Source organism: Pseudolysinimonas sp. 10J20-29 (assembly GCF_055809595.1).
Map to the genome: position 1 here is coordinate 2,192,275 of NZ_CM147917.1, position 22,995 is coordinate 2,215,269.

Below are 22,995 nucleotides of genomic sequence, written 5' to 3' on the forward strand. Positions count from 1 at the left end.
GTTAGAGCACCTCCGGCGCGAGCGAGATGATCTTCATGAACTTCTTGTCGCGCAGTTCGCGGCCGACCGGTCCGAAGATGCGGGTTCCACGGGGGTCCCCATCAGCCTTCAGGATGACGGCGGCGTTCTCGTCAAACTTGATGTAGGAGCCATCGGGACGACGCGTCTGCTTGACGGTGCGCACGATGACGGCCTTGACGACGTCGCCCTTCTTGACGTTGCCGCCCGGGATCGCGTCCTTGACGGTCGCGACGATGACATCGCCGAGACCGGCGTAGCGACGGCCGGAACCACCGAGCACGCGAATCGTCAGGAGCTCCTTGGCGCCGGTGTTGTCGGCGACCTTGACTCGAGATTCTTGCTGCAGCATGGCTTACTTCGCCTTCTCGTTGATCTCGACCAGACGCCAGCGCTTGGTCGCGCTCAGCGGGCGAGTCTCCGTGATCGTGACGAGGTCGCCGATGCCGGCAGTGTTGTTCTCGTCGTGAGCCTTGATCTTCGAGGTGCGGCGGATGACCTTGCCGTAAAGCGGGTGCTTCACGCGGTCCTCGACCTCAACCACGATGGTCTTGTTCATCTTGTCGCTCGTCACGTAGCCGCGGCGCACCTTGCGGTAGCCGCGCGCGCTCTCGTCGCGAACGTCGTGGGCGGCGGACTCGTGTCCGGCCTCGGCCTTCTTGACCTGTGCCATTACTTGCTCGCCTCCTCGGCGGTGTCAGCAGCCTCGACCTCGGGAGCCTCAGCGGCCTCCGACTTCTTGGCGGACTTCTTGGGCGCCTTCGCGGGAGCCTCGATCGGCGCGGGCGTGGCCCGGATGCCGAGCTCGCGCTCACGGATGACGGTGTAGATGCGAGCGATGTCGCGCTTCACGGCACGCAGGCGTCCGTGGCTTTCGAGCTGACCGGTGGCCGACTGGAAGCGCAGGTTGAACAGCTCTTCCTTGGCCTTCTTCAGCTCTTCGACGAGTCGCTCGTCTTCATAGGTGTCGAGCTCGATCGGGGCGAGCTCCTTGGATCCGACGGCCATTACGCGTCGCCCTCCTCGCGCTTGATGATGCGTGCCTTGAGGGGCAGCTTGTGAATTGCACGGAGCAGCGCCTCACGGGCGAGCTCCTCGTCAACGCCGGCGACCTCGAAGAGGACGCGACCCGGCTTGACGTTGGCGACCCACCACTCCGGCGAACCCTTACCGGAACCCATGCGGGTTTCGGCCGGCTTCTTCGTCAGCGGACGGTCGGGGTAGATGTTGATCCACACCTTTCCACCACGCTTGATGTGACGGGTCATAGCGATACGAGCGGACTCGATCTGACGGTTGGTGACGTACGCGGGAGTCAGCGCCTGGATCCCGTAGTCACCGAACGACACCTTGGTGCCACCGGTGGCCTGGCCGTCACGGCCGGGGTGGTGCTGCTTGCGGTACTTGACCTTGCGGGGAATAAGCATGATTACGCCTCGGCTCCTGCGGTGGCGGGCGCGGCTTCGGCACGGGGGCCACGGCCGCGCGGGCCGCCGTCACGACGCTCGGGGCGCGACGACTTCTGAGCCGCCTGCTCGCGAGCAAGTTCCTTGTTGGTGATGTCGCCCTTGTAGATCCACACCTTGACGCCGATGCGACCAAAGGTGGTACGGGCCTCGTAGAAGCCGTAGTCGATGTTCGCGCGCAGCGTGTGCAGCGGCACACGACCCTCGCGGTAGAACTCCGAGCGGCTCATTTCGGCGCCACCCAGACGACCCGACACCTGGATGCGAACACCCTTGGCGCCGGCGCGCTGAGCGCCCTGCAGACCCTTGCGCATCGCGCGACGGAAGGCGACACGAGCAGAAAGCTGCTCGGCGATTCCCTGCGCGACCAGCTGAGCCTCGGCCTCGGGGTTCTTCACCTCGAGGATGTTGAGCTGGATCTGCTTCTTGGTGAGCTTCTCGAGGTCGGCGCGGATGCGCTCGGCCTCGGCGCCGCGGCGACCGATCACGATGCCGGGACGCGCGGTGTGGATGTCCACACGCACGCGGTCACGGGTGCGCTCGATCTCGATGCGAGCAACACCAGCGCGGTCCAGGCTCGTCTTGAGCAGGTTGCGGATCTTGATGTCCTCGGCCACGAAGTCGGCGTAGCGCTGACCGGGCTTGGTCGAGTCGGCGAACCAGCGCGACACGTGGTCGGTGGTGATGCCGAGACGGAAACCGTACGGGTTGACCTTCTGGCCCATTACTTCTTCCCTGCCTTCTGCTTCGGCGCTGCGTTCGAGACGAGCTCGTCCGGCGTCGCCAGCACGACGGTGATGTGGCTCGTGCGCTTCAGGATCTTGAAGGCGCGGCCCTGGGCACGCGGGCGGAAGCGCTTGAGCGTGGTTCCCTCGTCGACGTAGGCCTTGGCGATGACCAGGTCCTGCTCGTCGAGGAAGGTGTTCGAGGCATCCGCCTTCACACGTGCGTTAGCCATGGCCGAGGCCACGAGCTTGTAGATCGGCTCGCTGGCGCTCTGCGGGGCGAACTTCAGGATGGCGAGAGCCTCCTGAGCCTGCTTGCCGCGGATGATGTCCACGATGCGACGAGCCTTCATGGGCGTGACGCGAATGTGCTTCACGCGGGCGATCGACTCAACCATCAGCGACGCCGTCCCTTCTTGTCGTCCTTCTCGTGCCCACGGAAAGTGCGGGTGGGCGCGAACTCGCCGAGCTTGTGCCCGACCATGGTCTCGGTCACGAAGACCGGGATGTGCTTGCGACCGTCGTGCACGGCGATGGTGTGTCCCAGCATGGCGGGGACGATCATCGAACGGCGCGACCAGGTCTTGATCACGTTCTTGGAGCCTGCATCGTTCTGGACCTGGACCTTGCGGAACAGGTGGTCGTCGACGAAGGGACCCTTCTTGAGACTGCGCGGCATCTTCTTCTACCTCTACTTGCGCTTCTTGCCGACGGTACGACGACGGACGATGAGCTTGTCGCTTTCCTTGTTCGGATGGCGCGTACGGCCTTCCTTCTGACCCCACGGGCTGACCGGGTGGCGTCCACCGGAGGTCTTGCCCTCACCACCACCGTGCGGGTGGTCGATCGGGTTCATGGCGACACCACGGACGGTCGGGCGGACGCCCTTCCAGCGCAGACGGCCGGCCTTGCCCCAGTTGATGTTCGACTGCTCGGCGTTGCCGACCTCGCCGATCGTCGCGCGGCAGCGCAGGTCGACGTTGCGGATCTCGCCCGAGGGCAGACGCAGCTGGGCGTAGGGGCCGTCCTTGGCGACGAGACGGACCGAGGCACCAGCCGAACGGGCCATCTTCGCTCCGCCACCGGGGCGCAGCTCGATCGCGTGGATGACGGTACCGACCGGGATGTTCTTCAGCGGCAGGTTGTTGCCGGGCTTGATGTCAGCCGAGGGACCCGACTCGACGATGTCGCCCTGCGACAGCTTGTTCGGCGCGAGGATGTAGCGCTTGGTGCCGTCCACGAAGTGCAGGAGCGCGATGCGCGCCGTGCGGTTCGGGTCGTACTCGATGTGCGCGACCTTCGCGTCGACGCCGTCCTTGTCATTGCGACGGAAGTCGATGAGTCGGTACTGACGCTTGTGACCGCCACCGATGTGACGCGTGGTGATGCGTCCGGTGTTGTTGCGGCCACCCGTCTTGGGCAGCGGGCGAACGAGCGACTTCTCGGGCGTCGAGCGCGTGATCTCCGCGAAATCGGCGACCGACGAGCCACGACGACCGGGGGTCGTCGGCTTGTACTTGCGAATTGCCATGATGGTCTCCTGAGGTCCTAGCCGACAGCCGTGAAGATGTCGATCGAACCGGACTTGAGGGTGACGATCGCGCGCTTGGTGTCCTTGCGCTTACCGGCACCGAAACGCGTACGACGGGTCTTGCCGTTGCGGTTGAGGGTGTTCACCGAGGCGACCTTCACGTTGAAGATCTTTTCGATGGCGAGCTTGATCTCGGTCTTGTTCGAGCGGGGGTCCACCTCGAAGGTGTACTTCCCGTCATCGATCAGGCTGTAGCTCTTCTCGCTCACGACGGGCGCGAGGATGATGTCGCGCGGGTCCTTGTTGTAGCCGCTCATGCGCTGGCCTCTTCCTTGTTCGACTTCGAGGCGACGAACGACTCGAAGGCACCCTTGGTGAAGACGATGTCGTCGCTGACGACCACGTCGTAGGCGTTGAGCTGGTCCGCGAACAGCACGTGCACGTTGTTTAGGTTCCGCACGCTCTTCGCGCTGACCTCGTCGCTGCGCTCGAGCACGACGAGCACGTTCTTGCTCGTCGCGACCTGCGTGAGCAGCGAGATGGCGGTCTTGGTGCTGGGCAGCTCGGCGAGGCCGAAGCTCTCGACGACGTGCAGACGCTCGCCGCGCGCACGGTCCGAGATGACGCCGAGCAGAGCCGCGGCGATCATCTTCTTGGGGGTGCGCTGCGAGTAGTCACGCGGGACCGGTCCGTGGACGATGCCACCGCCGCGGTGCTGCGGCATGCGGATCGAGCCCTGACGAGCACGGCCGGTGCCCTTCTGCTTGAAGGGCTTGGTGCCGGAACCCGACACCTCGCCGCGACCCTTGACCTTGTGCGTTCCCTGGCGGGCGGCCGCGAGCTGCGCGGTCACCACCTGGTGGATCAGCGGAACGTTGGTCTGGACGTCGAAGATCGAAGCGGGCAGCTCAACCGAGCCGGACTTCTTTCCCTTCGCGTCGATGACGTCGACAGTGGTGTTAGCCATGACGATCACGCACCCTTCACGGCGTTGCGGACGAACACGATGCGGCCACGCGCGCCGGGAACGGCGCCCTTGACCAGCAGGAGGCCCTTCTCGGCGTCCACGGCGTGGACCTTGAGGCCCTGAACCGTGACGCGCTCGCCACCCATGCGGCCGGCCATGCGCATGCCCTTGAAGACGCGGCTGGGCGTCGAGGAGGCACCGATCGAGCCGGGCTTGCGGTGGTTGCGGTGCGCACCGTGCGAAGCGGAGACACCCTTGAAGTTGTGGCGCTTCATGACACCGGCGAAGCCCTTGCCCTTGCTCGTGCCGACGACGTCGACGAACTGGCCGGCTTCGAAGATGTCCACGGCGAGCTCCTGGCCCGCGGTGTACTCGGCAGCGTCAGCCGTCCGAACCTCGGTGAGGTGGCGGCGCGGCGTGACGCCGGCCTTCTCGAAGTGGCCAGCGGCGGGCTTGTTGACCTTGCGGGGGTCGATCTGCCCGTAGGCGATCTGAACCGCGGCGTAGCCGTCCTTCTCCACCGAGCGGACCTGGGTCACGACATTCGGGGAGATCTGGACGACGGTCACCGGAACGAGCTTGTTGTTCTCGTCCCAGACCTGGGTCATGCCGAGCTTGGTGCCGAGCAGACCCTTGGTCGTCTTGACTGCAGACATTGGAATTCCTTGATTTCTGAGCGCCAGTCGCGGGGACTAGAGCTTGATCTCGATGTTGACGTCGGCGGGGAGGTCGAGGCGCATGAGCGAGTCGACCGCCTTGGGAGTGGGGTCGATGATGTCGATCAGACGCTTGTGGGTGCGCTTCTCGAAGTGCTCGCGGCTGTCCTTGTACTTGTGGGGAGAACGGATCACGGTGACCACGTTCTTCTCCGTCGGAAGCGGAACCGGACCGACCACGGTGGCACCCGCACGGGTGACCGTGTCAACGATCTTGCGCGCCGAGGCGTCGAGGCCAGCGTGGTCGTATGACTTCAGCCGGATGCGGATCTTCTGTCCCGCCATGTGCATCTCTCTTCTCTGTCTCACACCTCGCGTTGCGAGGCATCGCGCAACAACGTCCGGTTCTTCACGAACCTTTCGTGCTGACGCACCACTGTTCTTCTGTCAATCCACCCCACTCGCCGGCACGCGCGCGCAAACGCACGAAATCCCGACGAGGATTGGATTCGATTGAAGCTTTTTGTTCTGCTCCCCGCGGCCTAGCCTGCGTCAGAACCGTAGTTCCGGCGGCTATGCACTGCCTGGCAGTGATCCGCGCATCGAAGCGCGGAATGTCGAACTAGAAGAGTTTGCCACACCCCGGCATTTGCTGCAACCCGGGCGTGTCGTGCCTTCTGGCGACGCCGCCGCTCCTGCGGCGTCGCGCGCTCCGCGCACCGAGCGCGGTCGCTGCGCTTCGCGATCTCCGCTCGAGTCGACGTCCGCAAGAACCCCCGCCGCTGCTGCGGCGTCGCGCGCTCCGCGCACCGAGCGCGGTCGCTGCGCTTCGCGATTTCCGCTCGAGTTGACGTCCGCAGAACCCGCCGCCGCTCCTGCGGCGTCGCGCGCTCCGCGCACCGAGCGCGGTCGCTGCGCTTCGCGATTTCGCCGATGCACAGCGCTGGCGTGCGGCAGCGTCGGAGCCCGCCTGTGGGGCGCCACGGGCGCGAAAAGGCCCGGTGCAGCGCGCGCACCGGGCCTTCGAGTCCTGCGACGACTAGTCGGTGCCGACGGCTCCGTCGGCGGCGTCGCGCGCGTCGGAGATCTGCTCGGTGAACTTGCCGCCGGTCGCACCGTCCACGGCGTCCTCGAGCTTGTCGAGCACGTTGTCGCTGATGTCCTCGGCCTGCTCGCTCTTGAGCGCGTCCTGGACCTGGTCGCTTTCGAGCATCTCCTTGGCCTTGTCGCCGAGGTCGCCGATGTCGAATCCCATGACTGCTCCTTCCGCGGCGGAGCAGCTCCCCGCACGCGCCTCCATTCTTCGGACTTCGGCGAACCGGGGCAACCCGCGTCGCCCCAACACCTGCCGAACACGACGAAACGGGGCCGAGCCTTGCGGCTCGACCCCGTTCGCGGAAGTACGAAGGTACTTACTTGTTGATCTTCGTGACCTTGCCGGCGCCCACGGTGCGGCCACCCTCACGGATGGCGAAGCCGAGGCCCTCCTCCATGGCGATGGGCTGGATCAGCTCAACCGTCATGTCGGTGGTGTCGCCGGGCATGACCATCTCGGTGCCCTCGGGCAGCGTGATGACGCCGGTGACGTCGGTGGTGCGGAAGTAGAACTGCGGGCGGTAGTTCCCGTAGAACGGGTTGTGACGGCCACCCTCGTCCTTGGACAGGATGTACGCCGTGCCCTCGAAGTTGGTGTGCGGCGTGACCGAACCCGGCTTGACGACGACCTGGCCGCGCTCGACATCCTCGCGCTTGGTGCCGCGAAGGAGCAGACCACAGTTCTCGCCGGCCCAGGCCTCGTCGAGCTGCTTGTGGAACATCTCGATACCCGTGACCGTGGTCTTCTGCGTCGGGCGGATGCCGACGATCTCGACCTCGGAGTTGATCGCGAGGGTGCCGCGCTCGGCGCGACCCGTCACGACGGTTCCACGACCGGTGATCGTGAAGACGTCCTCGATCGGCATCAGGAACGGCTTGTCCTTGTCGCGCACCGGGTCGGGCACGTTGTTGTCAACGGCCTCCATGAGCTCGAGGATCTTCTCGCTCCACTCGGCGTCGCCCTCGAGAGCCTTGAGGCCCGAGACGCGCACGACCGGCGCGTTGTCGCCGTCGAAGTCCTGGCTCGAGAGGAGCTCGCGCACCTCCAGCTCGACGAGCTCGAGGATCTCCTCGTCGTCGACCATGTCGGACTTGTTGAGCGCGACCAGCAGGTACGGCACGCCGACCTGCTTGGCGAGCAGCACGTGCTCACGGGTCTGCGCCATCGGGCCGTCGGTCGCCGCAACCACGAGGATCGCGCCGTCCATCTGGGCCGCACCGGTGATCATGTTCTTGATGTAGTCAGCGTGACCGGGGGCGTCGACGTGCGCGTAGTGGCGCTTCGGGGTCTCGTACTCGACGTGCGAGATGTTGATCGTGATACCACGCTGGCGCTCTTCCGGCGCCGAGTCGATCGAGGCGAAGTCGCGCAGCACGTTGACATCCGAGGGGTACTTCTCTGCGAGAACCTTCGAGATGGCAGCGGTGAGGGTCGTCTTGCCGTGGTCGACGTGACCGATCGTTCCGATGTTGACGTGCGGCTTGGTCCGCTCGAACTTGGCCTTAGCCACTTGGGTCCTCCTCAGGACTCGGCGCGGAACCCGGATGGTTTCCGGATGATCCGCTGTTTGGGTACTTGGTTACTTTAGTGGGGTTCGCAGACGAGAGACCTGAAAGGTCACTCGCCCTTGCTCTTCTGGACGATCTCGTCGGCCACGGCCTTGGGGACCTCGGCGTAGGAGTCGAACGACATCGAGTACACCGCGCGGCCCGAGGTCTTCGAGCGCAGGTCGCCGACGTATCCGAACATCTCGGACAGCGGGACCTTTGCCGACACGACCTTCACGCCGGTGGCGTCCTCCATGGACTGGATCTGACCGCGCCGCGAGTTGAGGTCGCCGATGACGTCGCCCATGTACTCCTCGGGCGTACGCACCTCGACCGCCATCAGCGGCTCGAGCAGAACGGGGCTCGCCTTGCGCGCGGCCTCCTTGTAGGCCATCGATCCGGCGATCTTGAACGCCATCTCCGAGGAGTCGACGTCGTGCGAGGCACCGTCGAGGAGCGTCGCCTTGACGCCCACCGTCGGGAAGCCGGCGAGCACGCCGACCTGCATCGCGTCCTGAATTCCGTGATCCACCGAGGGGATGTACTCGCGCGGAACGCGACCACCCGTCACAGCGTTCACGAACTCGTAGGTCGTCTCCGGAGTGACCTCCAGCGGCTCGAGCTTGATCTGGATCTTCGCGAACTGACCCGATCCACCCGTCTGCTTCTTGTGGGTGAAGTCGAACTTCTCGATCGTCTTGCGAATGGTCTCGCGGTAGGCGACCTGCGGCTTGCCGACGTTCGCCTCGACGTTGAACTCGCGCTTCATGCGGTCGACCAGGATGTCGAGGTGCAGCTCGCCCATTCCCTTGATGACGGTCTGACCCGTCTCCTGGTTCTGCTCGGTGCGGAACGTCGGGTCCTCTTCGGCGAGCTTCTGGATCGCCGTTCCCAGCTTCTCCTGGTCCGCCTTGGTCTTGGGCTCGATCGCGACCTCGATGACCGGTTCGGGGAAGGTCATCGACTCGAGGACGACCTGCTCCTGCATGTCCGAGAGGGTGTCACCGGTGGTGGTGTCCTTCAGACCGATCACGGCGTAGATGTGACCGGCGCTGACGCTGTCGACCGGGTTCTCCTTGTTGGCGTGCATCTGGAAGATCTTCCCGATGCGCTCCTTCTTGCCCTTGGTCGAGTTGGCGACCTGCGAGCCCGACTCGATGGTGCCCGAGTAGACGCGGATGTAGGTGAGGCGACCGAAGAACGGGTGCACCGCGACCTTGAACGCGAGCGCCGAGAAGGGCTCGGTCGAGGAGGGCTTGCGGATGATCTCCTTCTCCTCGTCACGCGGGTCGTGCGCGACCATGTCGGGCACGTCCAGCGGGCTGGGGAGGTAGTCGACGACCGCGTCGAGCATCGGCTGCACGCCGCGGTTCTTGAACGCGGAACCGCAGAGCACCGGGTAGAGCTCGCTCGCGATCGTCATCTTGCGGATCGCGCCCTTGATCTCGGCGACCGTGAGCTCTTCGCCCGCGAAGAACTTCTCGAGCAGTGCGTCGTCGCTCTCGGCGACGGTCTCGAGAAGCAGCTGGCGGTACTCGTTGGCCTTGTCGACCAGGTCGGCCGGGATCTCTTCGATCTCGTACTTGGCGCCCATCTGGACGTCACCCTTGGAGTCGCCGCGCCAGGTCAGCGCACGCATCTCGACCAGGTCGACGACACCCTCGAAGGTGCTCTCGAATCCGATCGGAAGCTGCAGGACCAGCGGCTTGGCGCCGAGGCGCTTGACGATGGTGTCGACCGTGAAGTAGAAGTCGGCGCCGAGCTTGTCCATCTTGTTGACGAAGCAGATGCGCGGGACGTCGTACTTGTCGGCCTGGCGCCAGACGGTCTCGGACTGGGGCTCAACGCCCTCCTTGCCGTCGAACACGGCAACCGCGCCGTCGAGCACGCGGAGCGAGCGCTCCACCTCGACGGTGAAGTCGACGTGGCCGGGCGTGTCGATGATGTTGATCTGGTGCTTGTCCCAGAAGCAGGTCGTCGCGGCCGACGTGATCGTGATGCCGCGCTCCTGCTCCTGCGCCATCCAGTCCATCGTGGCAGCGCCATCGTGGACTTCACCGATCTTGTGGGTGATGCCCGTGTAGAACAGGATGCGCTCGGTGGTCGTGGTCTTTCCCGCATCGATGTGAGCCATGATGCCGATGTTGCGGACCTTGGTCAGGTCAGTGAGCACGTCCTGTGCCACGGGCAGTTCCTAACGTTAGAAGTTGATGTTGGGGCGCCGGTCGAGCAGGCGCGAAGCGGCGTCTCGAAACCTGGGTCTCGGTCCGCGCTCGCGCGCTGCTCGGCCAGCTGCTGGCTACCAGCGGTAGTGAGCGAAGGCCTTGTTGGCTTCGGCCATCTTGTGCGTGTCCTCGCGGCGCTTGACCGCTGCGCCGAGACCGTTCGACGCGTCGAGGATCTCGTTGGTCAGGCGCTCGGTCATCGTCTTCTCACGACGCGACTTGGCGTAGCTGGTCAGCCAGCGCAGCGCGAGAGTGTTCGCACGGTGCGGCTTGACCTCGACGGGAACCTGGTACGTCGATCCGCCGACGCGACGGCTCTTGACCTCGAGGGTCGGGCGCACGTTGTCGAGCGCCTTCTTGAGAACCTGGACGGCATCCTGTCCGGACTTCTGAGCGACTCCGTCGAGCGCACCGTAGACGATGCGCTGAGCGAGGTCCTTCTTTCCGTCGAGGAGGATCTTGTTGACGAGCTGGCTGACGACCTGCGCGCCGTACACCGGATCGGCGACGACGGGACGCTTCGGGGCGGGACCCTTACGAGGCATTACTTCTTGTCCTTCTTCGCGCCGTAGCGGCTGCGGGCCTGCTGACGGTTCTTGACGGCCTGGGTGTCGAGCGCGCCGCGCACGATCTTGTAGCGCACGCCGGGGAGGTCCTTCACACGACCGCCGCGGACGAGCACCATCGAGTGCTCCTGCAGGTTGTGGCCCTCGCCGGGGATGTAGGCGGTGACCTCGGTGCCGTTGGAGAGCTTGACGCGCGCGACCTTGCGAAGGGCCGAGTTCGGCTTCTTCGGGGTGGTCGTGTAGACGCGGGTGCAAACTCCGCGCTGCTGGGGATTGGCCTTCAGCGCCGGCGCCTTGGTCTTAACGACCTTCGGCGTCCGGCCCTTGCGGACCAACTGCTGAATGGTGGGCAAAAGTGCTCCTCAATAATCGCTGCACGGTGACAGCGGCTGATGGGTGGTAAATCGTCCATCGGGATCCATCCGCGAGCCGGAACCGACTCGCGTGTGTGTGATGGATATGCCGTGGGGGCCACCCGCACCGAATCGCTTCGACGGGCGTGACCCTCTGGATGCGCTCAACTCACTCCGACCCCTGACACACGCGACCGAGGTCGTGGGAGCACAGGGAATCGTGTGCAAAGAGCACACACGCAGTCGATGATAGTCCGGCGCGTAACCGGGCGCAATGTCGCGGCGTGCGATTCGGCCCGGATCCGGCCCCAGACTACGGGGTCGGGGTGGGTGTCGGGGTCGCGGTGTCGGTCGGCTCGGCGGTCGGCTCGGCCGTGGGTTCGGCCTCGTCAGGCGCGGGCGCGTCCGGGTCGTACGTCGAGTCGTGCATCACGAAGATGTACGCCGTGATCGTGGCGCTCGGATCGTCCGAACTGCCTCCCACGAACGTGACGTTGGTCACCAGCGTGAGTCGCGAGTCGCGCTGCAGCAGCTCGACGAAATCGAACACCTCGCCGGGCCTGCTGCTGACCGTCAGCGTCACCGGGATGGCGTACAGCGCCTCCGCCACCAGACCTGTGGGCGCAGGGGCCGCCAAGCTGGCGCCGTCCGCGACAACGACCGCGGTCCCATCGGCGTTCGTTCCGTACCGGAGCGGCGAACCGGTGACGGCCCCGGAGATCGTGACGTCGGCGTCATCAGCGAGCCGCGAAAGCTGGGCGTAGATCTCCTCGATCTGCGAACTTGCGGGCAGGCTGTCGCGGAGATCAGCGAGTTCAAGACGGTAGTCGTCGAGATTGTCGAACTTGGCGCGCAGGTCGACGAGGACCGCCTCCTGCGCAAGGTTGGCCGCCTCAGCCTGTTCGCGCTGCGCGTCGGCATCGCTCGCGGCGGTCAACAGCGGAGACACGCCGAGGAGCCAGCCCAGCCCCAGCACGGCGATGATGACGAGCGCCGTCACGACGCCCCAGATCCGTTGCGCGGTCACGGCGCCACCTCCTCGCTCGACTCGGTCGACGACTCATCGGGACTGTCGGCCTCGTCCGTCGCCCCGGCTTCGGCGGATTCGTCAGCCGACGTCGATGCGAATCGTTGCGTCAGTGCATCAGTGTCGAGCGTGACGACGATGCTCGTCTTGTAGATCCCGTTCTCAAGCCGCGTTTCGTTGATCCACGATGACGCATAACCCGTCATCGTGTGCAGCCGCTCGGCAATCTCGGCGGCCGTGATGATCTTCTTCGACTCGATGACCACTGACAGAGAGATCAGCCCGTCGACCGTGTCGACGCCCGTGATCGACGGTGTGATCCCGTCCCAGGGCGCGGGCGCATTGAAGACCCCGGAGTCGATGCTCGTCGAGGAAGCCAAGCGGCGTGACATCTCCGCGTAGACCGATGCCCAGTCCGCCTCGGTCGCCGTCACCAGCGCCTGCGCTGACTTCGTCGCCTCGACCAGGCCAGCGGTGGTGGCCGCTTCGGCATACGTGAGCTGTTCGGCGACAAGCGCATCCGTGCGAGCCTGGGCTTCGGCGAGCGCGACCCCAGCCGCCACCGACCGGCTGAATGCGTACGCGACGCCGCCCGCCACGACAACCAGTGCGAGGACCATGAGCAGGATCATCATGCGACGCGCCGCCCGCGCTTTCGCGCGTTCCTGCACCACCGGCGGCAGGAGCTGAACGCGGGGCTCGCCGGCGAGCACCAGCTTCTTCGTTGCGGCGCTCATTCGTGGCTCCCCAGCGCAAGGCCGAAGGCCGTGACGTACGAATCCATTTCGGCGACGGACGATCGCTGGTGCGACTTCGTAGTGACGGCCGCGAACGGCTCAGCGAGCGCCACCGGCAGGCCGGTGAGGTCGGCGAGCGCGTTCGGCACCCCCGACATCTGGCCTCCGCCGCCCGCCAGCAGAATGCGCGCGACCGGCTCGTTCGGCTTCGCGGTGGCGTAGTAGCTCAAGGTGTTTCGAACGCTCGAGAGCAGTTCGCCGACGACTTCGTAGATGATCTCGATCGGCGGTCGGTCTTCGGGTCGCAGCATCGCGCCTCCCATCCCCAGCGAGCGCTTGACCTGCTCGGCGCGATCCGGAGCCCACTGCAGACGCGTGGCGATCGCGCGCGTGATGTCGTCGGCGCCGTTCGGGATGATGCGAACGAACAGGGGCACTCCGTCCTCCACGACGACGACGTTCGTCGTGTTGGCCCCCAGCGACACGAGAACCTCGCGGCCCTGAGCGGAGCGCCGCGGCGTCATCGCCCGGACCAGCGCGAACGGAATCAGGTCCACCTGGATCGGATTCAGCCCGGCGGCCATCGCGGCCGACACGTTGGTCGTGACGGCTTCTTTCACGGCGGCCACGAGCAGACCCGAGACCTGCGGCCCCGTCTCGCTCTCGTGCTCGGCGATCGGGTAGTAGTCGAGCACCGCCTCGGTGACCGGCACCGGCAGCAGATCCTGGACGTGGAAGGGCAGTGACTCACGGATCTGCCCGAGCGGCGCCCGCGGGACCGACAGGTCGCGGGCGAAGACGCGCGTGCCGCCGATGCCGAGCACGACGTTCTTCGATCCGAAGCGCCCGGTCGACCACAGCCGGCGGAGCGCGGTCGCGACCGTCCCGGCCTCGACGACCTCGCCGCGGCGCACCGCGGTGTCGGGCACGGGCACCTCGTGCGTGCGCACGACGACCGGTTTCGCGGAGTCGAACCCCCGCACCTCGACGGCGCGAATCGACGCGCTGCCGATGTCGACGCCGACCACTGTGCCACTCATCGCTGTCTCCCTGTAATCCGTTGCGCTAGAGCGCGAGTCCAAACAACCCGAGGTAGCCGTGCAAGATCGCCGGCCCCCCGAGGATTCCCACCCAGGCGCCGAGGAGCATCCACGGCCCGAACGCTATCGCAGCCTTGCGCCCGCGCCCGGCAAGCATCAGCGCAATGCCGAAGATGCCCCCGGCGAGGAAGCCCGCAATGAGGCCCACGATGAGGGTCGGCCAGCCGAGGAAGCCGAGGAAGAGCCCCAGAGCGCCCGCGAGCTTGACGTCACCGAACCCCATTCCTCCGGTCCAGACGGCCGCGAGCACGAAGTACAGCCCGCCCCAGATGAGCAGACCGAGGCCAGCGGTCAGCAGCGCCGCTCCGTCGCCGGTCAGCGCGGCAGCCGCCGTCAGCAGCACGGCTCCCACGGCGTAGGCCGGAAGCACGATCACGTTGGGCAGGCGGCGCGTGTCGAGGTCGATGAGCGCGAGCGCGATGCTGATCGCGGCAAGGTACAGATAGGCGACGAGCTGGATGATGGCCGCGGCGAGCTCCAAGGTCAATGTCGCGGCGAACGCGGCGGGCAGGAACACCCAGGCGACGATCGCGAAAACCACGGCAGTCGCCAACTCGACGAGCGGATAACGCGGAGAGATCCGCGCCCGACAGTCGCGGCACTTGCCCCGCAGCACCAGCCACGAGATGACCGGGATGTTGTCGTAGGCCCGAATCGCGTGACCGCAGGCACCGCAGGCACTCGGCGGCGAGACGATCGACCGCCGCGCCGGAACGCGGTAGACGACGACGTTCAGGAACGACCCGATGAGGGCCCCGAACGCGCCGACAGCGAGCGAGATCGTCAATTGCCCGCGCTCACGTTTCGCGACGACGTCACGGTGCGGTCGGCCTCGGTCATGACGACCGTCGTCTCCTCCTGGCCGGTGCTCAGGTTGACGCCGGGCAGGCCGATCACGACGTAGCCGAGGCTCGACGAGCCGGCCATGCTCGCTTCACCCGTGTACAGCTGTCCCTGGAACGTCGTGCTCGAGGTCAGCTTGACCGCGCACGGCGTGTACATCATCACGTCGAGGTTGGTGTGGAAGGAGAAGCCGCCGGAGACCGCGTAGGAGTTGTTGCCCGTGGTGCAGGTCGGGGCATCGTTGTCGGTGTCGTCCGGGGCGATCAGCCAGAGCTGACGCTCCGCGCTCGAGGTGAATCCACCGCCGCCGCTGAGACTGAACTGCGAGGCGAAGATCGCGGTGTCGGCCGAGAGCGTGACGACGTCGCTTCCGCTGATCGAGATCCCGCCCGAGCAGCCGAGCGCGTTGACGACGACCTTGGCGCCTGCGGCGCTGTTGATCGCGTTGACGACCTGCGAGTACGAGCAGGTGCTGCCCGTGATCGTCTTGATCGTGAAGCCCGACCAGTCGGCGGGGTCGTAGTCGAAGTCGACCCAGTTCGGCACCAGCGGCATCGCCGGCGCGGTCGCGATATTGGCGTAGGGGCTCGAGTTCGCGGCGCTCGCCGCCACCGTTGTCGTGCCGCCGACCAACCCGCTGGCCTTGTTCGGCTGACTCAGGCTCGCCGTCCGCAGATTCTGATCGATTCGCGCGCCGTTGGTGAGCGTGGTCAGCCCGTACACCCACGCGTTGCCCTTGACCGTTCCGCCGTTCTTGAACTCCAGCGAACCCGCGGTGGCGTTGCCGCCGATCGTCGCGCTGCCTCGCAGGTACGCCAGATTGGTGACCTTGACGCTGCCGCCGATGGTTCCGTTCGTGAAGCTGAGGCTGCCCGCCGACAGGGTTCCCCCCACCGACGTCGACAGGGCAACGTCGTTGGTCGCCCACACGCTGCCCCCGACGGGATCACCCGCGAGAGACATCGAGCTGGCGATCGCGTCGCCGTCGATCTGCGCACCGCCCGAGGCGGTGATGCTGCCGCTGGCCCAGGCGCTGCCCGTGATCCAGCACCCGCCGGAGGCCTTGATGTTGCCGGCCGCGACAACGAGATCGGTCTCGCCGTCGGCGCCGCCGGTGCAGCTCACGTCGCCGGTCTTGATCAGCACCGACGGCGTGGATCCGTCGACGGAGAAGATCGAGCCCCCGCCAGAGAAGCCGTTGCCGCTGTAGGAGTAGATCGCGGGACCGCTCGCGTTGAGCTCCACCTGGCTCTGCGCGCTGCTGAGGACGACTTCGATGTGCGCTTCATCGTGCGCCGAGTTCCCGGCGACGCCTTCCGCCGACGCGTAGCCGGTCGAGAGGATGCGCAGCTCCGTCGAGAGGTCGCTAGGGCAGCCGCGCGCCCACGCGGTGCCGATCGGCACCCACACGGTCGCGATGTAGCGCGGCGTCGTGCCGCTCGCGCTCTCGTACTTGTTGCCGTTGGCCGCGCACGTCCCCGCGGCGAGTCCCGCGCGTGCCGCGGCGACGCCAGCCTCCGCGGCCGCCTGGGACTGCACGTTGGCACGTGCGCTCGAGGTCACCCCCGTCGCGGTGACGACCGAGCTGACCACGAGGGTCGAGAGCAGGAGCGAGACCGCCATCAGCCCGATCACCGCGGCCATTGCTGCGCCCCGATCGTCGTCTTTGAAGCCGGTCAGGCGAGGGTGCAAACGTGTCAGAAGCATGATGTGTCCTCCGTTACTCCCAGCAACGACGATGTGGTGAAATCCATCTGGAGCGGCGACGTTCCCGAGACAGCGACGAGGAATCCGACCTCAACCTGCGAGCCGTTGTGCGTGAACACGGTCGAGCCATCGCTCGGGGAGACGCCGTCGGCGAGCAGGGTCCAGGTCGACAGCTGCGCCGACGTCGGGGTCGTGATCTGGGTGCCGGTCGCCGTCTGCGTGGTCCACAGGGTGCCGGTGCCCGCAGCTGAGTAGTACCAGCCCTGGCAGCGCCAGGTGAGCGTCGTTCCCGAGCCCGCGACCTTGGCGACCAGCAGCTGGTCGTCGCCGGTGGTCGTGAGATCCACCGCTGCGGCGTTGCGGATTCCCGCGTCGATGCTGTCGACGGCGGTCTGGGCGGTGTTGGCGGCCGACGTCGACGTCGAAACCGTCTGCTGCGCATTGGTCACACTGATCATCACGCCGCCGAGCGTCAGGGAGATGAGCGCGAAGATCGCCGCCGAGGCGATCATCTCGGTCAGTGTGAGGCCGTCGTCGCGGCGCAGCGCGCGAAAAGTCATGTCGTCACGTAGACCAGAGTCGAGGCGGAGACCAGGACGGCGCCGGTGTCCGTCCGTGTGGCGGTGACGGTCGCCTTCACCGTGCCGGTCGCCGAGGTCGGGCAGGCTTCGATGACAGTGGTGACGCGGATCGTCACATCGCGCGGGTCGTCGGTATCAGCCTCGCCGGCGAGCACCTGCACGGCGTCGCAGTAGGGGCCGGCGCTCTGTGCGAGCGACAGGCGCTCGTTGACCAGCTGCGTCGCCGTCGCGAACGTCGTGTTCTCCGCGGAGATCTTGAGACCCTGCACGAGCAGGGGGATGAAGGCGAGCGAGAGCGCCGCCAGGATGAACATCGAGACGACGATCTCGATCAGGCCGAAGCCGCGGTCGTCGTCCGCTGCGGTGCGAACCCCGAGGCGGGCCTCGGTGCGATTCTTGTCAAACATGCGATCGAGCCCCCCTCTCGGATCGTGATGCGGAAGTGTGTGTGGGGCGCCGGAGTGACTCCGGCGCCCCACTGCAGCGAGACGTTAGCTGCAGGCGCCCGACGCGACCGCGCCCGACGAGGTGATGCTGAAGATGTTTCCGGTACCCGACGTGGCCTGGAGGCAGAAGCTCGAGCCGCCCGTGACGACCGAGACGGCGGCGGTGAGGCCACTCGAGGCGACGTAGCCGTAGGTGCCGAGAGCCGTCGCGGTCGCGGCCGCGTCGCTCGCGGCCAGGTAGGTGCCGTTGTTCGCGGTGGCGTACGAGATCATCGCGACCTTCGCGTTGCCGAGGTCCGACTTCGCGGCGGCGTCCTTGGCCTGGTCCTGCTGACCGAGGAAGACCGGGATCGCGATCGCGGTCAGAATTCCGATGATGAGGACGACGACGAGGAGCTCGATGAGCGTGAAGCCCTGCTCGTCGTTCTTGATCGCGTCGCGCTTCGCGGCGATCGACTTGTGAATTGCAGACATCATTTCTTTGCCATCCTGTTCGAGTTATCGAGATTTGGATGGGCGGCCCCCCATGGTGCTTGACCCCCCACATCAATATTCAGTTGTGCGCCCCCATCCCGGAATCCCGCGAATGGGGGGAGAAGCAGCCGTTGGCGCCCCCAGTTGGAGGGGGCTAGCCGCCGATCTGGTCGTAGAGCGAGAACATCGGCATGTAGAGCGCGACGATGATGCCTCCGACGATGAGGCCGATGAACGCGATCATGAGCGGCTCGATGAGCGCGGTCAGCTGCTCGGTCATCGACTGCACCTCGTCTTCGTAGAAGTCCGCGATCTTGCCGAGCATCTGCTCCATCGACCCCGAGTCCTCGCCCACCGCGACCATCTGAACCACCATCGGCGGGAACACAGCCTCGGCGGCCATCGGCCCGGAGACGGACTTGCCGGAGCGCACCGAGTCCTGGATCTTGCGCAGCGCTTCCTCGATCACCCAGTTGCCGGAGGTCTCCCCCACGATCGCGAGCGACTGCAGGATCGGCACGCCGGAGCGCGTCATGGTGGCGAAGTTCCGAGCAAACCGGGCAATCGCGACCTTGCGGAACAGCTCCCCGAAGACCGGGACCTTCAGCCGCCACGGGTCCACCGTCGAGCGCACGTTGTCGTCGTACTTGTGCTTGCTCCACCACCACGCACCGGCGCCGCCGGCGACCAGGAGGATCGGCAGGAGCCAGAACATGTTCTCGGAGAGAACGACGAGAACCTGGGTCGCCATCGGCAGCTCGCCGCCCAGGTCCGCGAACATGTTCTTGAACACCGGGACGATGAACAGCAGCATGCCGATGACGGCGACGATCGCCATCACGAGCACGACGACCGGATAGGTCATGGCCGACTTGATCGTCTGCCGCAGCTGCACGTCCTTCTCGAAGGTGTGCGCCGTCGACTCGAGCGATTGATCGAGGAAGCCGCCGGCCTCACCGGCCCGCACGAGATGGATCATGAGCGGCGGGAACACCCGACCCTGACGCGCGAGCGCATCGGAGAACGAGCTTCCGGTCTCGACCAGCTGGCGAACATTGCCGAGCGAGCGCGCCAGCGCCCTGTTCTCGGTCTGCTCCGACAGGATCGTGAGCGCCTTCAGCAGCGAGAGTCCGGCCGCGATCATCGTGGCGAGCTGCCGCGACATCACCGCGAGGTCCTTGAGCTTGACCTTCTTCTCGCGGTTGCCGAGGCTCAGCTCCATCTGGAGTCCGGTCGCAGCAGCGGACTGGTTGATCTCGATCGGCGAGATCGACATCGTGCGCAGTCGGGTGACCACCGCCGCTTCGCTCGGGGCCTCAACGCGGCCCTTCACGAGCTTGCCGGCGGAGTCGCGGCCCTTGTAGGCGTAGGTCAGCGTGGTCGACATGTCGGCTCCTTCGGGATCACATCTGGCTCGAGAACGTCGGTGCGCCGGCGTCGGCCTCGCCGGACCGGTTGACCAGCCGCTTGAAGTCCTCGAGGTCCTGCGCCTTCTCGACCGCGGCGCCGAAGGCGACCTGGCCGGTGTTGACGAGCTCGGCGAGATGCTGATCCATCGTGTGCATTCCGAGACCGCGCCCCGCCTGCAGGGCCGAGCGCACCTGGTAGGTCTTGCCCTCGCGAATCAGGTTCGCGATCGCCGAGGTGGTGACGAGCAGCTCGGTCGCGACGGCGCGCCCCGAGCCGCTGGCGCGCTTCACGAGCGTCTGGCAGACGACGCCCTGGAGCGTGCTCGCGAGCTGCGCTCGCACCTGCGCCTGCTGATGCGGCGGGAAGACGTCGATCACGCGGTCGATCGTCTGCGCCGCATCCTGCGTGTGCAGCGTCGCGAAGACGAGGTGGCCCGTCTCGGCGGCGGTCAGCGCGACGGAGATCGTCTCGAGGTCGCGGAGCTCGCCGATCAGGATCACGTCGGGGTCCTGACGCAGCACGTGCTTGAGCGCGCTGCCGAAGTCGTGCGTGTCGTGGCCGACCTCGCGCTGATTCACGAGCGAGCGCTGGTTGCGGTGCAGGAACTCGATCGGATCCTCGACCGTCACGATGTGGTCGGTGCGCGTGCGGTTGACAAGGTCGATGAGCGCCGCGAGCGTCGTGGACTTGCCGGAGCCGGTCGGCCCGGTGACGAGCACCAGTCCACGCGGCAGCTTCGCGAAGTCCCCGACCTTGTCGGGCACGCCGAGCTGGCTCAGCTGCTTGATCTCGGTCGGAATGAGTCGGAACGCGGCACCGATCGCACCGCGCTGCTGGTAGAAGTTGACGCGGAATCGCGCGTTGGCCGACAGCGTGAACGCGAAGTCGAGTTCGAGCGCGCGCTCGAATCGCTCGGACTGCGCCTCGGTCAGCAGCGAACGCAGCGCATCCGAGACGCGGGCGCGGTCCCAGACCTCCGCGTTCTCGACGGGCCGCAGCGACCCGTCGATGCGGAGCATCGGCGGGCTGCCGGCCGAGACGTGGAGATCGGATGCGCCGAGCATGAGCACCTGCTGCATCGCCGCGATCAGGTCGGCATCGACCGTCTCCCGGGCCGCGGCAGTGAACTCGTCGTCAATGAAGGACGGGGCATCGGGCGGCAGGACCGAGGCCAGGCTCGGAGCGTCTTCGAACTCGGGGACCGGCAGTGCCGCGGCCTGCGGCGCCGGGGTGAAACCGGGCGTCGCGCCCGGCGCCGGGGTGAAGCCGGGGGCCGCCTCCGGTGCCAGCGTGAAACTGGGCGCCGATTCCGGTGCCGGCGTGAAGCCGGGTGCGGCGGGCGCGCTCGGCGCGCTCGGCGCGGCAGCGGCCGGGGCGACCGCGGGCGGCGCGTCCGGGGCGGGCGTGAACCCGGGAATCGGCGGGGCGAAGCCCGACGCACCGGGCTCCATGGGCCCGGTGGGGCCGCCGACGCTCGCCGTGCCCGGCTGCGGCACCGCGGTGCCGTGGGGCGCGCTGCCGTTGGGCGCACTGCCGCTGGGCGCGGCTGCGGGCGGCGCGGTCGCGGCCGCGGTCGCCGCCGCGGGCGGCGCTGTGGTCGGCGCCGGGGCCGAGAGGTACGACGCGACAGACGGATCCGCGGGGGGCGGGAGCTGCGTGTAGTCGACCGTCGTCGGCCCCGACATCTGGTTCGGCGCTGCGCCGTGTCGGGGCTGCGTCGCCCCGCCGGCTCCGGGCGCGCCGAATGGCGGCATCCCCTCGTCAGTCACCGGAAGTTCGTAAATGGGCTTGTCCATGGCCCCTCCTTTTCGCACACGAGCTCGTCGCCTCAGGCGACGACTCGCAGGATCTCTTCGATGGAAGTCAGGCCGAGCTGCACCTTGGCCCAGCCGTCCTGGCGGAGCGTGATCATGCCCTGCTGCTGGGCCACGCGACCGATCTCGGCGGCCGAGGCTCGCGTCACCGCGAGGCGCTCGATCTCCTCGGTCACGGGCATCACCTCGTGCAGGCCGATGCGGCCGCGGTAGCCCGTCTTGGAGCACGCCGGGCAGCCCACCGCGCGATACAGCGTCGGAGCGCCCGCCATCGGGTTGAACCCGAAGCGCATGTGCTCGAGCTCGGCGGCATCGTGCTGGTACGGCTCCTTGCAGCGGTCGCAGAGGCGACGCGCGAGTCGCTGCGCGACGATGCAGTCGAGCGCGGAGCCGACCAGGAACGGCTCGATCTCCATCTCGATGAGTCGCGTGACGGCGCTCGGGGCGTCGTTCGTGTGAAGCGTCGACAGCACCAGGTGACCGGTGAGCGAGGCTTCGATCGCAATCTGCGCCGTCTCGTGGTCGCGGATCTCACCGATCAGGACCACGTCCGGGTCCGATCGCAGGATCGAGCGCAGCGCGCTGGCGAACGTCAGGCCGGCCTTCGGGTTGACCTGCACCTGGTTGATTCCGGCGAGCCGGTACTCGACCGGGTCCTCGACCGTGATCACGTTGATCTCGGGTCGCGACACCTCGTTGAGGGTCGTGTAGAGCGTCGTCGACTTGCCGGAGCCGGTCGGCCCGGTGACCAGGATCATGCCGTAGGGCTTGGTGTACGACTTCTTGTACACCTCGGCGTTCCGGCCCAGCGGCCGCAGCTGCTCCATGCCGAGTCCCGTCGAACGAGTTGTCGAGGATACGCATGACGACCTTCTCGCCGTACACCGTCGGCAGGGTCGCGACGCGCAGGTCGATCCGGCGCCCGGAGTGCATGACGGACATCCGTCCGTCCTGCGGCTTGCGGCGCTCGGCGATGTCGATATCCGACATGATCTTCAGTCGCGAGATCACGCCATTCTGGATGTTCTTGGGCGCCCGGTTCATCTCGTGCAGCACGCCGTCGATGCGGTAGCGCACGTTGAGGTCGTTCTCGGCGGGCTCGATGTGGATGTCGGAGGCGTGGTCCTGGATCGCCTGGCTGATCAGCAGGTTGACGAACCGCACGATCGGCGCGTCATCTTCGGCGGGCTCGTTGACCGCGACGTCGGTCGAGTCGCTCGACTCCTCGACGATGGCGGTGCTGAGCTCGTCGAGCTCGCCATCGGAGCGGACGAAGCGGTCGAGCGCGGCGGCCAGGTCGGAGCGCTCGGCCATCACCGGACGCACCTGCATGCGCACGGCGGCGCGCACATCGTCGATCGCCAGCACGTTGCTCGGGTCGGACATCGCCAGCAGCAGGCGGTCCCCGTCGCGCCCGATCGGCAGGACGTTGTAGCGCCGCAGCACCGGAACCGGTACCAGCGCGACCGCGGCGCGGTCGACCGGGTACTCGGTCAGGTCGACGAACGGGAGTCCGAGCTGCGCGGCCCGCGCTGAGGCGACCTGGCTCTCGGTCACGACGCCGGTCTCGATCAGCTCGCGGACGTGCTGGTCGTCCTGGGCGGGGTCGCCCGTCACCTGGTCCAGGCTCTGGATCGGCATCAGCCCACGGATGATGAGAATCTCGGAAAGGGAGGCCATGTCACCCCCTACGGGCTCACTGCTCT

At 66.8% G+C, this 22,995-nt stretch carries 27 protein-coding genes and 1 pseudogene; all 28 read right to left on the reverse strand.

Annotation, left to right across the window (positions count from 1 at the left end):
* Position 1: 1 nt before the first annotated feature.
* The 28 genes and pseudogenes from rplN to AC0L6Y_RS10750 all read right to left on the reverse strand — a co-directional run bounded on the left by rplN (position 2) and on the right by AC0L6Y_RS10750 (position 22,969).
* Entirely contained in the window at positions 2-370 is a 369-nt protein-coding gene (gene rplN / locus AC0L6Y_RS10615) for a 50S ribosomal protein L14 (RefSeq protein WP_473552129.1), read from the reverse strand.
* A 3-nt stretch (positions 371-373) separates the two neighbouring features.
* Positions 374-691: a 30S ribosomal protein S17 gene (rpsQ, locus tag AC0L6Y_RS10620; RefSeq protein WP_294178360.1), complete on the reverse strand. Its 318-nt coding sequence runs from the start codon at positions 689-691 to the stop codon at positions 374-376.
* Positions 691-1,026: a 50S ribosomal protein L29 gene (gene rpmC / locus AC0L6Y_RS10625; protein WP_473552132.1), complete on the reverse strand. Its 336-nt coding sequence runs from the start codon at positions 1,024-1,026 to the stop codon at positions 691-693. The genes rpsQ and rpmC overlap by 1 nt, the downstream gene beginning before the upstream one ends.
* Positions 1,026-1,445, reverse strand: coding sequence for a 50S ribosomal protein L16 (rplP, locus tag AC0L6Y_RS10630; protein WP_294178362.1), 420 nt, complete (start codon positions 1,443-1,445; stop codon positions 1,026-1,028). The genes rpmC and rplP overlap by 1 nt, the downstream gene beginning before the upstream one ends.
* A gap of 2 nt (positions 1,446-1,447) precedes the next feature.
* Positions 1,448-2,209, reverse strand: coding sequence for a 30S ribosomal protein S3 (gene rpsC / locus AC0L6Y_RS10635; RefSeq protein ID WP_294178363.1), 762 nt, complete (start codon positions 2,207-2,209; stop codon positions 1,448-1,450).
* Positions 2,209-2,607: a 50S ribosomal protein L22 gene (gene rplV / locus AC0L6Y_RS10640; protein ID WP_473552135.1), complete on the reverse strand. Its 399-nt coding sequence runs from the start codon at positions 2,605-2,607 to the stop codon at positions 2,209-2,211. Before rplV ends, rpsC begins: the two co-directional genes overlap by 1 nt.
* Positions 2,607-2,888: a 30S ribosomal protein S19 gene (rpsS, locus tag AC0L6Y_RS10645; protein WP_294178366.1), complete on the reverse strand. Its 282-nt coding sequence runs from the start codon at positions 2,886-2,888 to the stop codon at positions 2,607-2,609. Before rpsS ends, rplV begins: the two co-directional genes overlap by 1 nt.
* Before the next feature lie 12 nt (positions 2,889-2,900).
* Positions 2,901-3,740 (reverse strand): 50S ribosomal protein L2, encoded by an 840-nt coding sequence (rplB, locus tag AC0L6Y_RS10650; RefSeq protein WP_473552137.1) that lies wholly within the window; start codon positions 3,738-3,740, stop codon positions 2,901-2,903.
* 17 nt (positions 3,741-3,757) lie between these two features.
* On the reverse strand, positions 3,758-4,057 hold the full coding sequence (gene rplW / locus AC0L6Y_RS10655; protein ID WP_294178368.1) for a 50S ribosomal protein L23: 300 nt from the start codon (positions 4,055-4,057) through the stop codon (positions 3,758-3,760).
* Positions 4,054-4,707, reverse strand: a complete 654-nt coding sequence (rplD, locus tag AC0L6Y_RS10660; RefSeq protein WP_473552140.1) for a 50S ribosomal protein L4 — start codon at positions 4,705-4,707, stop codon at positions 4,054-4,056. The genes rplW and rplD overlap by 4 nt, the downstream gene beginning before the upstream one ends.
* A gap of 5 nt (positions 4,708-4,712) precedes the next feature.
* On the reverse strand, positions 4,713-5,363 hold the full coding sequence (gene rplC / locus AC0L6Y_RS10665; protein ID WP_473552143.1) for a 50S ribosomal protein L3: 651 nt from the start codon (positions 5,361-5,363) through the stop codon (positions 4,713-4,715).
* Positions 5,364-5,399: 36 nt separating this feature from the next.
* A complete protein-coding gene (gene rpsJ / locus AC0L6Y_RS10670; protein WP_294178374.1) occupies positions 5,400-5,708 on the reverse strand; it encodes a 30S ribosomal protein S10 in 309 nt (102 codons plus the stop codon).
* 694 nt (positions 5,709-6,402) lie between these two features.
* Positions 6,403-6,618: an antitoxin gene (locus tag AC0L6Y_RS10675; protein ID WP_473552145.1), complete on the reverse strand. Its 216-nt coding sequence runs from the start codon at positions 6,616-6,618 to the stop codon at positions 6,403-6,405.
* A 157-nt stretch (positions 6,619-6,775) separates the two neighbouring features.
* Positions 6,776-7,969 carry an elongation factor Tu gene (tuf, locus tag AC0L6Y_RS10680; protein ID WP_473552148.1) on the reverse strand — a complete coding sequence of 398 codons (1,194 nt, stop codon included), beginning with the start codon at positions 7,967-7,969 and terminating at the stop codon, positions 6,776-6,778.
* Between the two features lie 107 nt (positions 7,970-8,076).
* Complete coding sequence (gene fusA, locus AC0L6Y_RS10685; RefSeq protein WP_473552150.1) at positions 8,077-10,191, reverse strand: elongation factor G; 2,115 nt, start codon at positions 10,189-10,191, stop codon at positions 8,077-8,079.
* 114 nt (positions 10,192-10,305) lie between these two features.
* Complete coding sequence (gene rpsG, locus AC0L6Y_RS10690) at positions 10,306-10,776, reverse strand: 30S ribosomal protein S7 (RefSeq protein ID WP_294178381.1); 471 nt, start codon at positions 10,774-10,776, stop codon at positions 10,306-10,308.
* Positions 10,776-11,150 (reverse strand): 30S ribosomal protein S12, encoded by a 375-nt coding sequence (rpsL, locus tag AC0L6Y_RS10695; protein ID WP_141145283.1) that lies wholly within the window; start codon positions 11,148-11,150, stop codon positions 10,776-10,778. The genes rpsG and rpsL overlap by 1 nt, the downstream gene beginning before the upstream one ends.
* Before the next feature lie 313 nt (positions 11,151-11,463).
* Complete coding sequence (locus tag AC0L6Y_RS10700) at positions 11,464-12,177, reverse strand: hypothetical protein (protein WP_473552152.1); 714 nt, start codon at positions 12,175-12,177, stop codon at positions 11,464-11,466.
* Positions 12,174-12,914, reverse strand: coding sequence for a hypothetical protein (locus tag AC0L6Y_RS10705; RefSeq protein WP_473552154.1), 741 nt, complete (start codon positions 12,912-12,914; stop codon positions 12,174-12,176). The genes AC0L6Y_RS10700 and AC0L6Y_RS10705 overlap by 4 nt, the downstream gene beginning before the upstream one ends.
* Complete coding sequence (gene pilM / locus AC0L6Y_RS10710; protein ID WP_473552156.1) at positions 12,911-13,954, reverse strand: type IV pilus assembly protein PilM; 1,044 nt, start codon at positions 13,952-13,954, stop codon at positions 12,911-12,913. The genes AC0L6Y_RS10705 and pilM overlap by 4 nt, the downstream gene beginning before the upstream one ends.
* A gap of 25 nt (positions 13,955-13,979) precedes the next feature.
* Positions 13,980-14,801, reverse strand: coding sequence for a prepilin peptidase (locus AC0L6Y_RS10715; protein WP_473552157.1), 822 nt, complete (start codon positions 14,799-14,801; stop codon positions 13,980-13,982).
* Positions 14,798-16,564 carry a bactofilin family protein gene (locus AC0L6Y_RS10720; protein ID WP_473552158.1) on the reverse strand — a complete coding sequence of 589 codons (1,767 nt, stop codon included), beginning with the start codon at positions 16,562-16,564 and terminating at the stop codon, positions 14,798-14,800. Before AC0L6Y_RS10720 ends, AC0L6Y_RS10715 begins: the two co-directional genes overlap by 4 nt.
* A complete protein-coding gene (locus tag AC0L6Y_RS10725) occupies positions 16,555-17,124 on the reverse strand; it encodes a PulJ/GspJ family protein (protein WP_473552161.1) in 570 nt (189 codons plus the stop codon). Before AC0L6Y_RS10725 ends, AC0L6Y_RS10720 begins: the two co-directional genes overlap by 10 nt.
* On the reverse strand, positions 17,121-17,552 hold the full coding sequence (locus AC0L6Y_RS10730; RefSeq protein ID WP_473552164.1) for a type IV pilus modification PilV family protein: 432 nt from the start codon (positions 17,550-17,552) through the stop codon (positions 17,121-17,123). The genes AC0L6Y_RS10725 and AC0L6Y_RS10730 overlap by 4 nt, the downstream gene beginning before the upstream one ends.
* A gap of 84 nt (positions 17,553-17,636) precedes the next feature.
* Positions 17,637-18,068 (reverse strand): type IV pilin protein, encoded by a 432-nt coding sequence (locus tag AC0L6Y_RS10735; protein ID WP_473552165.1) that lies wholly within the window; start codon positions 18,066-18,068, stop codon positions 17,637-17,639.
* A 151-nt stretch (positions 18,069-18,219) separates the two neighbouring features.
* Entirely contained in the window at positions 18,220-19,452 is a 1,233-nt protein-coding gene (locus tag AC0L6Y_RS10740; protein ID WP_473552167.1) for a type II secretion system F family protein, read from the reverse strand.
* A gap of 16 nt (positions 19,453-19,468) precedes the next feature.
* Positions 19,469-21,271, reverse strand: coding sequence for a type IV pilus twitching motility protein PilT (locus tag AC0L6Y_RS10745; RefSeq protein WP_473552169.1), 1,803 nt, complete (start codon positions 21,269-21,271; stop codon positions 19,469-19,471).
* A gap of 32 nt (positions 21,272-21,303) precedes the next feature.
* A pseudogene (locus AC0L6Y_RS10750) lies at positions 21,304-22,969 on the reverse strand (GspE/PulE family protein).
* Between the last annotated feature and the right edge of the window lie 26 nt (positions 22,970-22,995).

Excerpts from the sequence above, each read along its gene's own strand:
- rplD (WP_473552140.1), bottom strand. The coding sequence starts at position 4,707 with ATGGCTAACACCACTGTCGACGTCATCGACGCGAAGGGAAAGAAGTCC.
- AC0L6Y_RS10675 (WP_473552145.1), bottom strand. The coding sequence starts at position 6,618 with ATGGGATTCGACATCGGCGACCTCGGCGACAAGGCCAAGGAGATGCTC.
- AC0L6Y_RS10720 (WP_473552158.1), bottom strand. The coding sequence starts at position 16,564 with ATGCTTCTGACACGTTTGCACCCTCGCCTGACCGGCTTCAAAGACGAC.
- rpsC (WP_294178363.1), bottom strand. The coding sequence starts at position 2,209 with ATGGGCCAGAAGGTCAACCCGTACGGTTTCCGTCTCGGCATCACCACC.
- rpsJ (WP_294178374.1), bottom strand. The coding sequence starts at position 5,708 with ATGGCGGGACAGAAGATCCGCATCCGGCTGAAGTCATACGACCACGCT.
- rplP (WP_294178362.1), bottom strand. The coding sequence starts at position 1,445 with ATGCTTATTCCCCGCAAGGTCAAGTACCGCAAGCAGCACCACCCCGGC.
- rpmC (WP_473552132.1), bottom strand. The coding sequence starts at position 1,026 with ATGGCCGTCGGATCCAAGGAGCTCGCCCCGATCGAGCTCGACACCTAT.
- pilM (WP_473552156.1), bottom strand. The coding sequence starts at position 13,954 with ATGAGTGGCACAGTGGTCGGCGTCGACATCGGCAGCGCGTCGATTCGC.
- rpsS (WP_294178366.1), bottom strand. The coding sequence starts at position 2,888 with ATGCCGCGCAGTCTCAAGAAGGGTCCCTTCGTCGACGACCACCTGTTC.
- rplV (WP_473552135.1), bottom strand. The coding sequence starts at position 2,607 with ATGGTTGAGTCGATCGCCCGCGTGAAGCACATTCGCGTCACGCCCATG.
- AC0L6Y_RS10745 (WP_473552169.1), bottom strand. The coding sequence starts at position 21,271 with ATGGACAAGCCCATTTACGAACTTCCGGTGACTGACGAGGGGATGCCG.
- rplN (WP_473552129.1), bottom strand. The coding sequence starts at position 370 with ATGCTGCAGCAAGAATCTCGAGTCAAGGTCGCCGACAACACCGGCGCC.
- AC0L6Y_RS10730 (WP_473552164.1), bottom strand. The coding sequence starts at position 17,552 with ATGTTTGACAAGAATCGCACCGAGGCCCGCCTCGGGGTTCGCACCGCA.
- AC0L6Y_RS10705 (WP_473552154.1), bottom strand. The coding sequence starts at position 12,914 with ATGAGCGCCGCAACGAAGAAGCTGGTGCTCGCCGGCGAGCCCCGCGTT.
- rpsQ (WP_294178360.1), bottom strand. The coding sequence starts at position 691 with ATGGCACAGGTCAAGAAGGCCGAGGCCGGACACGAGTCCGCCGCCCAC.
- AC0L6Y_RS10725 (WP_473552161.1), bottom strand. The coding sequence starts at position 17,124 with ATGACTTTTCGCGCGCTGCGCCGCGACGACGGCCTCACACTGACCGAG.
- rpsG (WP_294178381.1), bottom strand. The coding sequence starts at position 10,776 with ATGCCTCGTAAGGGTCCCGCCCCGAAGCGTCCCGTCGTCGCCGATCCG.
- rplB (WP_473552137.1), bottom strand. The coding sequence starts at position 3,740 with ATGGCAATTCGCAAGTACAAGCCGACGACCCCCGGTCGTCGTGGCTCG.
- AC0L6Y_RS10735 (WP_473552165.1), bottom strand. The coding sequence starts at position 18,068 with ATGATGTCTGCAATTCACAAGTCGATCGCCGCGAAGCGCGACGCGATC.
- rplC (WP_473552143.1), bottom strand. The coding sequence starts at position 5,363 with ATGTCTGCAGTCAAGACGACCAAGGGTCTGCTCGGCACCAAGCTCGGC.
- AC0L6Y_RS10740 (WP_473552167.1), bottom strand. The coding sequence starts at position 19,452 with ATGTCGACCACGCTGACCTACGCCTACAAGGGCCGCGACTCCGCCGGC.
- rplW (WP_294178368.1), bottom strand. The coding sequence starts at position 4,057 with ATGAGCGGCTACAACAAGGACCCGCGCGACATCATCCTCGCGCCCGTC.